Below are 13,055 nucleotides of genomic sequence, written 5' to 3'. Positions count from 1 at the left end.
CGGAGTTGAAACCTTTCAATTCCTCCTCAGTCCCTGAACCACGGAGGAGCACCTCATGCCCGGAACCGCACCCGAGACGCCCCCTGAGTGGGCTCTCGAGCTGCGCGACGTGGCCAAGTCGTTCGGCGCGGTGGTCGCGCTGCGGTCGGGCAGCCTCGCGGTCGCCCCCGGCTCGATCCACGCACTCGTGGGTGAGAACGGCGCCGGCAAGTCGACCCTGGTCAAGATCGTCGCCGGCGTGCACCGCCGCGACTCGGGCGTCTTCCGCCTGCACGGCAAGGACGTCGACTTCGGGTCCACCGCCGACTCCAAGTCCTCGGGCGTCGCGGTCATCTACCAGGAGCCGACCCTCTTCCCGGACCTCTCGGTCACCGAGAACATCTTCATGGGCCGCCAGCCCGTCGGCCGGGGCCGTCGCATCGACCGGGCGGCCATGTACGCCGAAGCGGAGCGGCTGTTCCAGGGCCTCGGGGTGCAGATCGACCCGCGCCGCCCGGCCCGCGGACTCTCGATCGCCGACCAGCAGATCATCGAGATCGCGAAGGCGATCTCCCTCGACGCCAGCGTGCTGATCATGGACGAGCCGACCGCCGCGCTCTCCGGGGTCGAGGTCGACCGGCTCTTCGCGGTCGCCCGCAGCCTGCGCGACGAGGGCCGCGCCCTGGTCTTCATCTCCCACCGCTTCGACGAGGTCTTCGCCCTCTGCGACACGGTCACCGTGATGCGCGACGGCGACTACGTCTCCACCGACGCCATCGCCGAGACCTCGGTCGAGCAGATCGTGTCGCGCATGGTCGGCCGCGAGGTCGCCGAGCTCTTCCCGAAGACGCCGGCCGAGATCGGGGACGTCGTGCTCGACGTCGCCGGCCTCTCCTCGACCGGCACCTTCCACGACATCTCCTTCTCCGTCCGCTCCGGCGAGATCGTCGGTCTGGCCGGCCTCGTCGGCGCCGGCCGCAGCGAGATCGCCCGCGCGGTCTTCGGCGTGGACGGGTACGACGCGGGCTCGGTGCACCTCGCCGGCGCCACCGTGCCGCCCAAGAAGCCGCGCGCCGCGATCAAGGCCGGCATGGCGTTCGTCCCCGAGGACCGCCGCAAGCAGGGCCTGGTGACCGAGAGCTCGGTCGCCCGCAACGTCGCCGGCGTCATCCGAGGTCGGCTCACCCACGCGGGTCTGCTCACCACCGCCGGCGAGAACCGCGCCGCCGGTCCCTGGGCCGGCCGGCTCGAGGTCAAGACCAACGCGCTCGACGCGACCGCCACGACGATGAGCGGCGGCAACCAGCAGAAGGTCGTCCTGGCCAAGTGGCTGGCCACCGAGCCCAAGCTGCTCATCATCGACGAGCCCACCCGCGGCATCGACGTCGGCACCAAGGCCGAGGTGCACCGGCTGCTCTCCGACCTGGCCGGTGAGGGCCTCGCAATCCTGATGATCTCCTCCGAGCTGCCCGAGGTGCTCGGCATGGCCGATCGCGTCCTCGTCGTGTGCGAGGGCCGGATCACCGCCGAGCTGTCCCGCGAGGACGCCACCCCCGAGGCCGTCATGCACGCCGCGACCGCCCGGATCACCCACGCCGCCCCCGCCCACACCTCGGAGGTGACCGCATGAGCACCACCGACACCCTGCTCCTCGAGCCGAGCGCCATCTCGCCCACCAAGCGCATCGTCGGTGAGCTGCTCCGCTCCCGCGAGATCGCGGTCGGCGCGGTCCTGGTCGTGGTGGTCGCGCTGACGACCATCAAGAGCCCCGACTTCCTCTTCAGCTCCAACGGCTGGCGCGACCTCCTGCTCACGCCGTCGCTGCTGCTCCTGCTCGCGGTCGGCCAGGCGGTCGTGATCATCACCCGCAACGTCGACCTCTCGGTCGGCTCCACGCTAGGGCTGACGGCGTACTTCACCGGCAACCTCTTCGTCGACCACCCGGGCATCCCGATCATCGCGGTCTTCCTGCTCGGCCTGCTGTTCGGTGCCTTCCTCGGCTTCGTCAACGGCTTCCTGGTCACGTTCTTCAACGTGCCGGCGCTGGTGATCACGCTCGGGACGCTCTACATCTACCGCGGGATCTTCCTGAGCTGGGCCGGCAGCAGCCGGATCAACGCCTCGGACATGCCGTCCTCGTTCCTCGACCTCGGCACCAAGCAGATCCTCACCATCCCGGTGCTGACGATCATCGGCCTGGTCGTGCTCGCGCTGGTCGGCTACTACCTCTACACCGCCCGCGGCGGCCGCGAGCTCTACGCGATCGGCTCCGACCCCGACGCGGCCGTGCTCTACGGCCTCCCGGTCAAGCGCCGGGTGCTCGGTGCCTTCGTCCTCTGCGGTGCGCTCGCCGGGCTCGCCGGCGTCGTGTACGCCGCCCGCTACGGCACGGTCAGCTCCGGCGCCGGCTACGGCATGGAGCTGCAGGCCGTCGGTGCCGCGGTCATCGGCGGGGTCGCGATCTTCGGCGGTAGCGGCACCGTGTGGGGCGCCGCGATCGGCGCCTTCCTGCTGGTCACCATCAACCGCGCCCTGCCGGTGGTCGGGATCTCCGACTTCTGGCAGCGGGCCGTGGTCGGCGCGCTGATCATCGCCGCGATCGTGCTCGACCGGGTGCTGTCGGCCCGACAAGCGCGCCGCCTGGTCGCCGCACGCGACGAGACGAGGGAGCAGTAGACATGAGCACCTCCATCCTGAGCCGGCCCGAGGGCACGACCCGCAGCTACCCGGCGTACTCGCGTCCGCTTTGGCGCCGCGCGCTCTTCACCCGCGAGTTCGCCGTGATCGCGCTCCTCGTGGCCGTGATCTTCTACTCCAACAACAACGTGGAGTTCTTCGACGGCCCGCTGACCTTCTACTACCTCTTCCTCGACATCGCGCCGATCCTGCTGATCGCGCTGCCGATGACGATGGTGATCATCACCGGCGAGATCGACCTGTCGGTCGCGAGCGTGGTGGGTCTCAGCAGCGTGCTCGTCGGCCAGCTCCACGCCGACGCCGGGCTGTCGATCCCGGTCGCCGGGCTGATCGCGATCCTGGTCGGCGCCGTGTGCGGGGCCTTCAACGGCTTCCTCGTCGCCTACGTCAAGCTCCCGTCGCTCGCCGTCACCATCGGCACGCTCGCGCTCTACCGCGGCATCGCGGTCGGGCTGCTCGGCACCAAGGCGGTGACCGACTTCCCGGAGAAGTGGACCGACCTGGCCAAGAAGCGAGTCGTCGAGGACCACTCGTTCCCGATGATCTTGGTCCCGTTCGTCGTGCTCGCCGTGCTCTTCGTCTGGATGCTGCACTTCTCGACGTTCGGCCGCGGGGTCTTCGAGATCGGGCTCAACGACGAGGCGGCTCACTTCACCGGCGTCAACGTGGCGCGGACCAAGTTCCTGCTCTTCGTGATGGCCGGCGCGGTGTCGGCGTTCGCCGGCATCTACTACACGCTCCGCTTCGGCAGCGCCCGCGGCGACAACGCCACCGGGCTCGAGCTCCAGGTGATCGCGGCCGTGCTCCTCGGCGGCGTCTCCATCTTCGGCGGCCGCGGTGCCCTGCACGGCGTGATCGCCGGCGTGATGCTCATCGGCGTCATCTCCAGCGCCATGCGCCTCGAGAACTACACGGTCAACGTCATCAACATCGTCATCGGCGCACTGCTCGTGCTGTCGGTGATCTCCACCAGCTTCCTCGGCTGGGCCAAGCAGCTCTGGGCCCGACGAGGCCGTGGAAGCGGTCCTTCCAGCTCGGAAACAGGCCAGCACCGGCAAGCGGTCGCTGCCACAGAAAGCACCAACGAAAGGTGAGCACCATGAAGTTGCGTAACCGGCGGATCTCCGCCCTGGCTGCGGTGACCTTGGTCGCCAGCTTGGCCCTGACCGCTTGCGGTGGCAGCGACAGCGACGGCGGCAGTGGCAGCGGAAGCGACGGCGGCAGCGCCGGCGGCGACATCTCCGTCACCTTCCTGCCCAAGAACCTGGGCAACCCGTACTTCGACATCAGCGACGCGGCCGGCCAGAAGGCCGTCGAGTCGTTCGGTGGCACGTACGAGCAGGTCGGCCCCGACGCCGCCTCGCCCGACGCCCAGGTGCCGTTCATCAACACGGCCGCCCAGCAGGGCGTCAACGCCCTTGTCGTCTCGGCCAACGACCCCGAGGCGCTGTGCGACGCGCTCAAGGAGGCGAGCGACGCCGGCACCAAGATCGTCACGTTCGACTCCGACACCAACCCGGAGTGCCGCGACCTGTACGTCCAGGCCGCCACCTCCGAGGGCATCGCCAAGAAGCAGGTCGACCTGATCGCCGACCAGATCGGTGACTCGGGCGAGGTCGCGATCCTGTCCGCCGCTGCCAACGCGACGAACCAGAACGCCTGGATCGACCTCATGAAGAAGGACATCGAGGAGAACCACCCGAACATCAAGCTCGTCGACACCGTGTACGGCGACGACGACGACCAGACGTCCTTCGACAAGACCGCCGCGCTCCTGCAGGCCCACCCCAACCTCAAGGGCATCATCTCGCCGACCACCGTCGGCATCGCCGCGGCCGCTCGCTACCTGTCGACCTCGGACGCCAAGGGCAAGGTCGCGCTGACCGGCCTCGGCACCCCGAACCAGATGCGTGACTACGTCAAGGACGGCACCGTCACGTCGTTCGCCCTCTGGAACCCGGGCGACCTGGGCACCCTGGCCGCGTTCGCCGCCAAGGCGCTCGTCGACGGCACGATCAAGGGCGACGAGGGCGACAAGTTCGACGCCGGCGACCTCGGCAGCTTCACGGTCGGCAAGGACAGCGTCGTCCTCCTGGGCGAGCCGTTCACGTACGACAAGTCCAACATCGACGACTTCGACTTCTGATCCCTCAGCTGTCGTAGTCCGTCCAGCTCCACCCGCTGCCGGCCGGTCCCGGCTCTCCGACCTCGCTGGGGTCGGCCGGCAGCACCCCTTCCCCCCACCACCCGCCACCGTCACGGAAGGAGCGGACCGATGCCCCGTGCCTGTTTCCAGCTCCAGGTCCGGCCGGACCGGATCGAGGAGTACAAGACCCGGCACGCCGCGGTCTGGCCCGACATGGTCCGCGCGCTGCACGAGACCGGGTGGCACAACTACTCCCTCTTCCTCCGCGAGGACGGGCTGCTGATCGGCTACGTCGAGACGCCCACCTCGATCGAGGAGGCGCAGGCCGCGATGGCGCGGACCGAGGTCAACGCCCGCTGGCAGGCCGAGATGGCCGAGTTCTTCACCGGCATCGACGGCCGCGCGCCCGACGAAGGCTTCCTGCTGCTGGACGAGGTCTTCCACCTCGAGGACCAGCTCCCCACCGACGTACAAGAAGTGATGTGAGATGACCGTGTCTGCAAGGTTCAGCGAGATCGCACCTCTGCTCGAGGGCCAGGCGATCGAGGTCCCGTCCTGGGCCTACGGCAACTCGGGGACGCGGTTCAAGGTCTTCGGCAGCCCCGGCACCCCGCGCACCGTGCACGAGAAGATCGCCGACGCCGCGACCGTGCACCGCTTCACCGGGCTCGCCCCCAGTGTCTCCCTGCACATCCCGTGGGACCTGGTCGACGACTTCGGTGCGCTGCGCACGTACGCCGAGGGCCTCGGCGTCGCGCTCGGCACGATCAACTCCAACACCTTCCAGGACGACGACTACAAGCTCGGCGCCCTGACCCACACCGACAAGGCCGTGCGGCAGAAGGCGATCGACCACCACCTCGCGTGCGTCGACGTGATGGACGCCACCGGCTCGCGGGACCTCAAGATCTGGCTGGCCGAGGGCACCAACTACCCGGGCCAGGGCGACCTCCGCGGCCGCCAGGACCGGCTGGCCGAGAGCCTCGCGACCATCTACGAGCGGATCGGCGACGACCAGCGCCTGGTGCTCGAGTACAAGTTCTTCGAGCCGGCGTTCTACCACACCGACGTCCCGGACTGGGGTACGTCGTACGCCCACGTGAGCGCCCTGGGTGAGAAGGCGTTCGTCTGCCTCGACACCGGCCACCACGCGCCCGGCACCAACATCGAGTTCATCGTCGCCCAGCTGATCCGGCTCGGGAAGCTCGGCTCGTTCGACTTCAACAGCCGCTTCTACGCCGACGACGACCTGATCGTCGGGGCGGCCGACCCCTACCAGCTCTTCCGGATCCTCTACGAGTGCATCCGGGGTGGGGCGTTCGGGCCCGACAGCGACGTGGCCTACATGCTCGACCAGTGCCACAACATCGAGAAGAAGATCCCCGGCCAGATCCGGTCGGTCCTCAACGTGCAGGAGATGACGGCGCGCGCGCTGCTCGTCGACCGTGACGCACTGACCCAGGCGCAGGAGGACGGCGACGTCCTGCTGGCCAACGAGATCTTCATGGACGCCTTCTACACCGACGTCCGCGCCGACCTCGCCGCATGGCGCGAGGGACGGGGACTGCCCGCGAACCCGATGCGGGCCTTCCTCGACAGCGGCTACCAGGAACAGATCGAAGCGGACCGCGTCGGCGGCACCCAGGCAGGATGGAACTGAACGTGAGCACCCCCACGACGGCAGCAGCCGAGCTGATCGCTCGGTCCAACCGGCTCGGCGCCGACCCCAAGAACACCAACTACGCGGGCGGCAACACCTCGGCCAAGGGCACGGAGACCGACCCGGTCACCGGCCAGGACGTCGAGCTCCTCTGGGTGAAGGGCTCCGGCGGCGACCTCGGCACCCTCCAGGAGTCCGGTCTCGCCGTGCTCCGGCTCGACCGGATGCGCGCCCTGGTCGACGTCTACCCGGGCATCGACCGCGAGGACGAGATGGTGGCGGCGTTCGACTACTGCCTGCACGGCAAGGGTGGTGCCGCTCCGTCGATCGACACCGCGATGCACGGCCTCGTCGACTCCGCGCACGTCGACCACCTGCACCCCGACTCCGGCATCGCGATCGCGACCGCCGCCGACGGCGAGCAGCTCACCTCGACGATCTTCGGCGACAAGGTCGTCTGGGTCCCGTGGCGTCGTCCCGGCTTCCAGCTCGGCCTCGACATCGCCGCGATCAAGGAGCAGAACCCCCAGGCGATCGGCTGCATCCTCGGGGGCCACGGCATCACCGCGTGGGGCGACACCAGCGAGAAGACCGAGAAGAACTCGCTCTGGATCATCCGCACCGCCGAGAAGTACATCAAGGCGAACTCCAAGAAGAACCCGTTCGGGGTCCGCGTGAAGAAGTGGGAGCCGCTGAGCCCCGCCAAGCGCCGGGCGCGTGCCGCCGAGCTCGCGCCCACCCTGCGCGGCGTCGCCTCGAAGGACCGGCCGATGATCGGCCACTTCACCGACGACAAGGTCGTGCTGGACTTCCTCGCCAGCCGCAACCACCCCCGCCTGGCCGAGCTCGGTACGTCGTGCCCCGACCACTTCCTGCGCACCAAGGTCAAGCCGATGGTCGTCGACCTGCCGGCCGACGCCCCGCTCGCGAAGGTCAAGGCCCGCGTCGCCGAGCTGCACGCGGCGTACCGCGAGGACTACCAGGACTACTACGACCGCAACAAGACCAAGGACAGCCCGGCCATCCGCGGCGCCGACCCGCTGGTCATCCTGGTGCCGGGCGTCGGCATGTTCAGCTACGGCAAGGACAAGCAGACCGCCCGCGTCGCCGGTGAGTTCTACACGAACGCCATCAACGTGATGCGCGGCGCCGAGGGCCTGTCGACGTACGCCCCGATCGACGAGGCGGAGAAGTTCCGCATCGAGTACTGGGCGCTCGAGGAGGCCAAGCTCCAGCGGATGCCGAAGCCGAAGCCGCTCGCCACCCGCGTCGCGTTCGTGACCGGTGCCGCCTCCGGCATCGGCAAGGCCACCGCCGAGAAGCTCGCCGCCGAGGGTGCCTGCGTCGTCATCGCCGACCTCTCGCTGGCGAAGGCCCAGGCCGCCGCCGCCGAGATCGGCTCGACGGACGTCGCCGTCGGCGTGCAGGTCGACGTGTCCGACGAGGCCGCCGTCCAGGCGGCCGTCGATGCCGCCGTCCTGGCCTTCGGTGGGGTGGACCTAGTCGTCAACAACGCCGGCCTGTCGCTGTCGCGCTCCCTCCTGGAGACCACCGAGCGGGACTGGGACCTCCAGCACGACGTGATGGCCAAGGGCTCGTTCCTGGTCTCGAAGGCCACCGCCAAGGTGATGATCGAGCAGGAGCTGGGCGGCGACATCGTCTACATCTCCTCCAAGAACTCGATCTTCGCCGGCCCCAACAACGTCGCGTACGGCGCCGCCAAGGCCGACCAGGCCCACCAGGTGCGGCTGCTCGCGGCCGAGCTCGGCGAGCACGGGATCAAGGTCAACGGCGTGAACCCCGACGGCGTCGTCGCCGGCTCGGGCATCTTCGCCAGCGGCTGGGGTGCCAACCGCGCCGCCGTCTACGGCGTGGAGGAGAAGGACCTCGGCAAGTTCTACGCGCAGCGCACGATCCTCAAGCGCGAGGTGCTGCCGGCCAACATCGCCAACGCCGTCTTCGTGCTCTGCACCGCCGAGCTCAGCCACACCACCGGGCTGCACATCCCGGTCGACGCGGGCGTGGCGGCGGCCTTCCTTCGATGAGCGAGCCGATTCGCGTCGCCGCCGTCGACCTGGGCGCCACCAGCGGCCGGGTGATGGCGTGCCGGGTCGGTGCGCGCACCCTGCACCTGGAGGAGCTGCACCGCTTCGACAACGGCGCGGTGCCGGTGCACGGCGACCTCTTCTGGGACGCGCTCGGGATCCACCGCGAGGTGCTCGTCGGGATCCGGGAGGTGGCCCGCACCGGACCCCTCCACGGCATCGGCATCGACTCGTGGGCCGTCGACTACGGCCTGCTCGACGCCGACGGCCGGCTGCTCGCCAACCCCCGCAGCCACCGCGACCGGCGCACCGACGGCGTACCCGCACGGGTGCGCGAGACCGTCACCGACGCCGAGCTGTACGACGTCAGCGGGCTGCAGCAGCTGCCGTTCAACACCGTCTACCAGCTGGTGTCCGAGCTCGGGACGCCTGCGCTGGAGGCGGCCGTGCAGCTGCTGCTCCTGCCCGACCTGCTGACCTACTGGCTCACGGGCGAGGCTGGTGCCGAGCGCACCAACGCCTCGACGACCGGGCTGTACGACGTCCGCACCCGCGAGTGGGCGACCGACCTGGCCAAGCGGCTCGGCCTGCCCTGGTCGATCCTGCCGCCGCTGCGCGACCCCGGTGCGGTCGTCGCCCCGCTGCTGCCCGAGGTGGGGGAGTACGTCGGCGTGACCGGCGTCCCGGTCATCGCGGTCGGCTCCCACGACACCGCCTCCGCCGTCGTGGGGGTGCCCGCGACCGAGGGGAGCTTCGCCTACATCTCGTCCGGCACCTGGTCGCTGGTCGGGCTCGAGCTGGACGCCCCGGTGCTGACCGAGGAGGCCCGCGCGGCCGACTTCACCAACGAGGGCGGCGTCGACGGCACCATCCGCTTCCTCAAGAACGTGATGGGCCTCTGGGTCCTCTCGGAGTCGGTCCGCACCTGGGCGGACAAGCGGCTCACCGACGTGACCCTGCCGGCCCTGCTCGCCGGCGCGGAGGTCGAGCCGCCGCTGCGGACCATCGTCGACATCAACGACCCGCGACTGCTCACCCCGGGGGACATGCCCAGCCGGATCCAGGACCTGGCCCGCGAGACCGGCGAGCCGATCCCGCGCACGCCGGTCGCGATCGCCCGCACGATCCTGGACAGCCTGGCGCTCGCGTACCGCCGCAACATCCGGCTGGCCGCCACGCTCGCCGGCCGCGAGGTCGACGTCGTGCACCTGGTCGGCGGCGGCTCGCAGAACTCGCTGCTCTGCCAGCTCACCGCCGACGCCCTCGGCGTACCCGTCCTCGCCGGTCCGGCCGAGGCGGCCGCGCTCGGCAACGGCCTCGTGCAGGCGCGGGCCCTCGGCGCCGATCTGCCCGACCTGGCCGCCATGCGCGACCTCATCCGGCGCACCCACGACGTACGCCGCTTCGAGCCGCGCTCCGGGCTCGACTGGGACAGCGCCGAGTCCCGTCTCACGAGCGGGGGATGATGGGCCGCATGCGGGTCGCGCTGATGGTCACGTGCATCAACGATGCGCTCTACCCCGGCACGGGCCAGGCCGTCGTCAGTCTTCTGCGCCGCCTCGGGGTCGACGTGGAGTTCCCCGAGTCGCAGACCTGCTGTGCGCAGCCGATGGTCAACACCGGATACCTCGACGAGGCGGTGCCCGTCGTCCGCAACTTCGTCGACGCGTTCGCGGGGTACGACGCCGTCGTGACGCCGTCCGGGTCGTGCGCGGGCTGCGCGCGGCACCAGCACTCGATCGTGGCGCGGCGGTCCGGCGACGCGACGCTCCAGTCCGCCGTCGCCGAGACCTCGCCGAAGGTCTACGAGCTGTCGGAGTTCCTCGTCGACGTGCTCGGCGTGACCGATGTCGGCGCCTACTACCCGCACACGGTCGCCTACCACCCGACCTGCCACTCGCTGCGGATGCTCGGGGTCGGTGACCGGCCGCTGCGGCTCCTCGAGCAGGTCCGCGGCCTCACCCTGGTCGAGCTCGAGGGAGCCGACCAGTGCTGCGGCTTCGGCGGGACGTTCGCGGTGAAGAACGCCGACACGTCGGTGGCCATGGGCTCCGACAAGACGCGGCGCGTGCGCGACACCGGCGCCGAGGTGCTGGTCGCGGGCGACAACTCCTGCCTGACCCATCTCGGTGGCCTGCTCACCCGCGAGCGGGCCGGCGTACGCACCGTGCACCTCGCCGAGATCCTGGCGGCGACCGAATGAGTGGCGGCACCTTCGTCGGGATGCCGGCCTTCCCCACCGCGGCCCGGGAGGCACTGGGCAACGCCCAGCTGCGGCACAACCTGGCGCACGCGACCGGGACGATCCGCGCCAAGCGGCAGCGCCTGGTCGACGAGGTCAACGAGGTCAGCGACTGGGAGGAGCTCCGGCTCGCCGGTGCCGGCGTGAAGGAGGCCGCGCTGCGCGACCTCGGCACCCAGCTGGAGCTGCTAGAGGCGTCGCTGACCGCCAACGGTGCGACCGTCCACTGGGCCAACGACGCCGCGGAGGCCAACGCGATCGTCGCCTCGATCGCCAAGGCCCACGGTGTCGACGAGGTCGTCAAGGTCAAGTCGATGGTCACCCAGGAGATCGGCCTCAACGAGGCCCTGGAGGCCGAGGGGATCGCCGCCTGGGAGACCGACCTCGCCGAGCTGATCGTCCAGCTGGGCCACGACCTGCCCTCGCACATCCTGGTGCCCGCGATCCACCGCAACCGCTCCGAGATCCGCGACATCTTCCTGGCCGAGATGGGCCAGGTCGGGCGGCCGGCGCCCGACGACCTGACCGACGAGCCGGCGGTCCTGGCCGCCGCCGCTCGCGCGCACCTGCGCGAGAAGTTCCTCCGGGCCAAGGTCGGCGTGTCCGGCGCCAACTTCGCCATCGCCGAGACCGGCACGCTCGTCGTGGTCGAGTCCGAGGGCAACGGCCGGATGTGCCTGACCCTGCCCGAGGTGCTGGTCTCGGTGGTCGGGATCGAGAAGGTCGTGTCGACCTTCGCCGACCTCGATCCGCTGCTGCGCCTGCTGCCGCGCTCCTCGACCGGCGAGCGGATGAACCCCTACACCTCGACGTGGTCCGGCGTCACGCCCGGCGACGGCCCGCAGGAGGTGCACGTCGTGCTCCTCGACAACGGCCGCACCAACGCGCTCGCCGACGAGGTCGGCCGCCAGGCGCTGCGCTGCATCCGGTGCTCGGCCTGCCTCAACGTGTGCCCGGTCTACGAGCGCACCGGTGGGCACGCCTACGGCTCGGTCTACCCCGGCCCGATCGGCGCGATCCTCAACCCGTTGCTCAAGGGCGTCGGTGGCCCTGGCCCTGAGGGAGAGCAGGTCGACTCGCTGCCGTACGCCTCCTCCCTCTGCGGTGCCTGCTTCGAGGTCTGCCCCGTGCTCATCGACATCCCGTCCGTCCTGGTCGACCTCCGGGCCCAGGTCGTCGACGCCCACCGTGGTGGGGTGCCGAAGGTCGAGGCCTTGGCCTTCAAGGGCGCCGCGGTCGCGCTCTCCGACTCGCGCAAGCTGGCCTTCGGCGAGCGGTTCACCCGCCTGGGGCTCCGTGTCGCGCGCCGCTTCGGTGCCGCGAAGTGGACCTCCACCCGCGACCTGCCCCCGGCCCCGCCCGAGTCCTTCCGTGCCTGGTGGAAGCGCACCGACGGAGGCCGCTCATGAGCGCCCGCGACGACATCCTCGGCCGCGTGCGCAAGGCGCTCGACGGCGTCGAGGCCGGGTACGCCGTGCCCGTCGCGCCGCGGATCGCGCCCCTCGCCGACGTGGTCGGCCACTTCGCCGAGCGGGTCGCGGACTACCGGGCGGTGGTCGTGCGCTGCGCGCCCGACGAGGTCGCCGTCCGGGTGGCCGCCGCGCTCCCTGACGGCGCGCGCGTCGTGGTGCCGGCCGGGCTCTCGGTCGAGGTGCCCGGGGCCGACGAGGACGGCGCGGACGGCCGGGTTCTCACGGCGTACGAGCTCGATGCGTACGACGCGGTCGTGACCGACGCGCGGGTGGGGGTCGCGGAGACCGGGACGATCATCCTGGACCACGGCCCGGGGCAGGGCCGCCGGGCGATCTCGCTCGTCCCGGACCTGCACGTCTGCATCGTGCGCGCCGACCAGGTCGTCCCCGACGTGCCGGACGCACTGCCCCTGCTCGACCCGAGCCGCGCCCACACCTGGATCAGCGGGCCGTCCGCCACCAGCGACATCGAGCTCGACCGTGTGGAGGGAGTTCACGGCCCTCGAACCCTGGTGCTGGTCCTGGTCGAGAAGGAGTGATCATGGGCGACTCGGGTCGCGCCGCCGCCGACCGGTGGGAACCGACCGCGGACGACGTGCGGATCCTCCGCCTGCTCTCGGAGGGGCACACCACGGACGCGGTCGCGCGCCGGGTGGGCACGTCCGAGCGCACCGTGCGCCGTCGGCTGCGCACGATCGCCGACGAGATCGGCGTGGACTCCACCATCGAGGCCGTGGTGTACGCCGTGCGCTCCCGCCTCATCTGACGACGGGCGTCGCGCCGCTCTGAATCGTTAACGGGTCCCTGAGAACTT

Annotated in this window: 12 protein-coding genes; all 12 read left to right on the top strand. The window is 70.6% G+C overall.

The genetic code is table 11. From position 1 onward, the window contains the following. The first annotated feature begins 55 nt into the window (after positions 1-55). The 12 genes from ABEA34_RS10105 (at position 56) to ABEA34_RS10050 (ending at position 13,007) form a co-directional block, all read left to right on the top strand. On the top strand, positions 56-1,609 hold the full coding sequence (locus ABEA34_RS10105; RefSeq protein ID WP_345521125.1) for a sugar ABC transporter ATP-binding protein: 1,554 nt from the start codon (positions 56-58) through the stop codon (positions 1,607-1,609). Continuing rightward, positions 1,606-2,655: an ABC transporter permease gene (locus ABEA34_RS10100; RefSeq protein WP_345521124.1), complete on the top strand. Its 1,050-nt coding sequence runs from the start codon at positions 1,606-1,608 to the stop codon at positions 2,653-2,655. Before ABEA34_RS10105 ends, ABEA34_RS10100 begins: the two co-directional genes overlap by 4 nt. Positions 2,656-2,657: 2 nt before the next feature. Further along, a complete protein-coding gene (locus tag ABEA34_RS10095; RefSeq protein ID WP_345521123.1) occupies positions 2,658-3,770 on the top strand; it encodes an ABC transporter permease in 1,113 nt (370 codons plus the stop codon). Positions 3,771-3,775: 5 nt separating this feature from the next. Further along, positions 3,776-4,822, top strand: a complete 1,047-nt coding sequence (gene rhaS, locus ABEA34_RS10090) for a rhamnose ABC transporter substrate-binding protein (protein ID WP_345521122.1) — start codon at positions 3,776-3,778, stop codon at positions 4,820-4,822. 129 nt (positions 4,823-4,951) lie between these two features. Then, positions 4,952-5,308: an L-rhamnose mutarotase gene (locus ABEA34_RS10085; RefSeq protein ID WP_345521121.1), complete on the top strand. Its 357-nt coding sequence runs from the start codon at positions 4,952-4,954 to the stop codon at positions 5,306-5,308. 1 nt (position 5,309) lies between these two features. Continuing rightward, a complete protein-coding gene (gene rhaI / locus ABEA34_RS10080; RefSeq protein WP_345521120.1) occupies positions 5,310-6,482 on the top strand; it encodes an L-rhamnose isomerase in 1,173 nt (390 codons plus the stop codon). A gap of 2 nt (positions 6,483-6,484) precedes the next feature. Beyond that, a complete protein-coding gene (locus tag ABEA34_RS10075; RefSeq protein WP_345521119.1) occupies positions 6,485-8,527 on the top strand; it encodes a bifunctional aldolase/short-chain dehydrogenase in 2,043 nt (680 codons plus the stop codon). Then, positions 8,524-9,993, top strand: a complete 1,470-nt coding sequence (locus ABEA34_RS10070) for a rhamnulokinase (RefSeq protein ID WP_345521118.1) — start codon at positions 8,524-8,526, stop codon at positions 9,991-9,993. Before ABEA34_RS10075 ends, ABEA34_RS10070 begins: the two co-directional genes overlap by 4 nt. 8 nt (positions 9,994-10,001) lie before the next feature. Continuing rightward, positions 10,002-10,730 carry a (Fe-S)-binding protein gene (locus ABEA34_RS10065; RefSeq protein ID WP_345521117.1) on the top strand — a complete coding sequence of 243 codons (729 nt, stop codon included), beginning with the start codon at positions 10,002-10,004 and terminating at the stop codon, positions 10,728-10,730. Next, a complete protein-coding gene (locus ABEA34_RS10060; RefSeq protein WP_345521116.1) occupies positions 10,727-12,178 on the top strand; it encodes a lactate utilization protein B in 1,452 nt (483 codons plus the stop codon). Before ABEA34_RS10065 ends, ABEA34_RS10060 begins: the two co-directional genes overlap by 4 nt. Then, complete coding sequence (locus ABEA34_RS10055; protein WP_345521115.1) at positions 12,175-12,780, top strand: LutC/YkgG family protein; 606 nt, start codon at positions 12,175-12,177, stop codon at positions 12,778-12,780. The genes ABEA34_RS10060 and ABEA34_RS10055 overlap by 4 nt, the downstream gene beginning before the upstream one ends. A 2-nt stretch (positions 12,781-12,782) precedes the next feature. Next, on the top strand, positions 12,783-13,007 hold the full coding sequence (locus ABEA34_RS10050) for a helix-turn-helix domain-containing protein (RefSeq protein ID WP_345521114.1): 225 nt from the start codon (positions 12,783-12,785) through the stop codon (positions 13,005-13,007). The last annotated feature ends 48 nt before the right edge of the window (positions 13,008-13,055 follow it).

The organism is Nocardioides conyzicola (genome assembly GCF_039543825.1).
GTDB lineage: Bacteria > Actinomycetota > Actinomycetes > Propionibacteriales > Nocardioidaceae > Nocardioides > Nocardioides conyzicola.
This window is presented reverse-complemented; position numbering and strand designations above follow the sequence as displayed.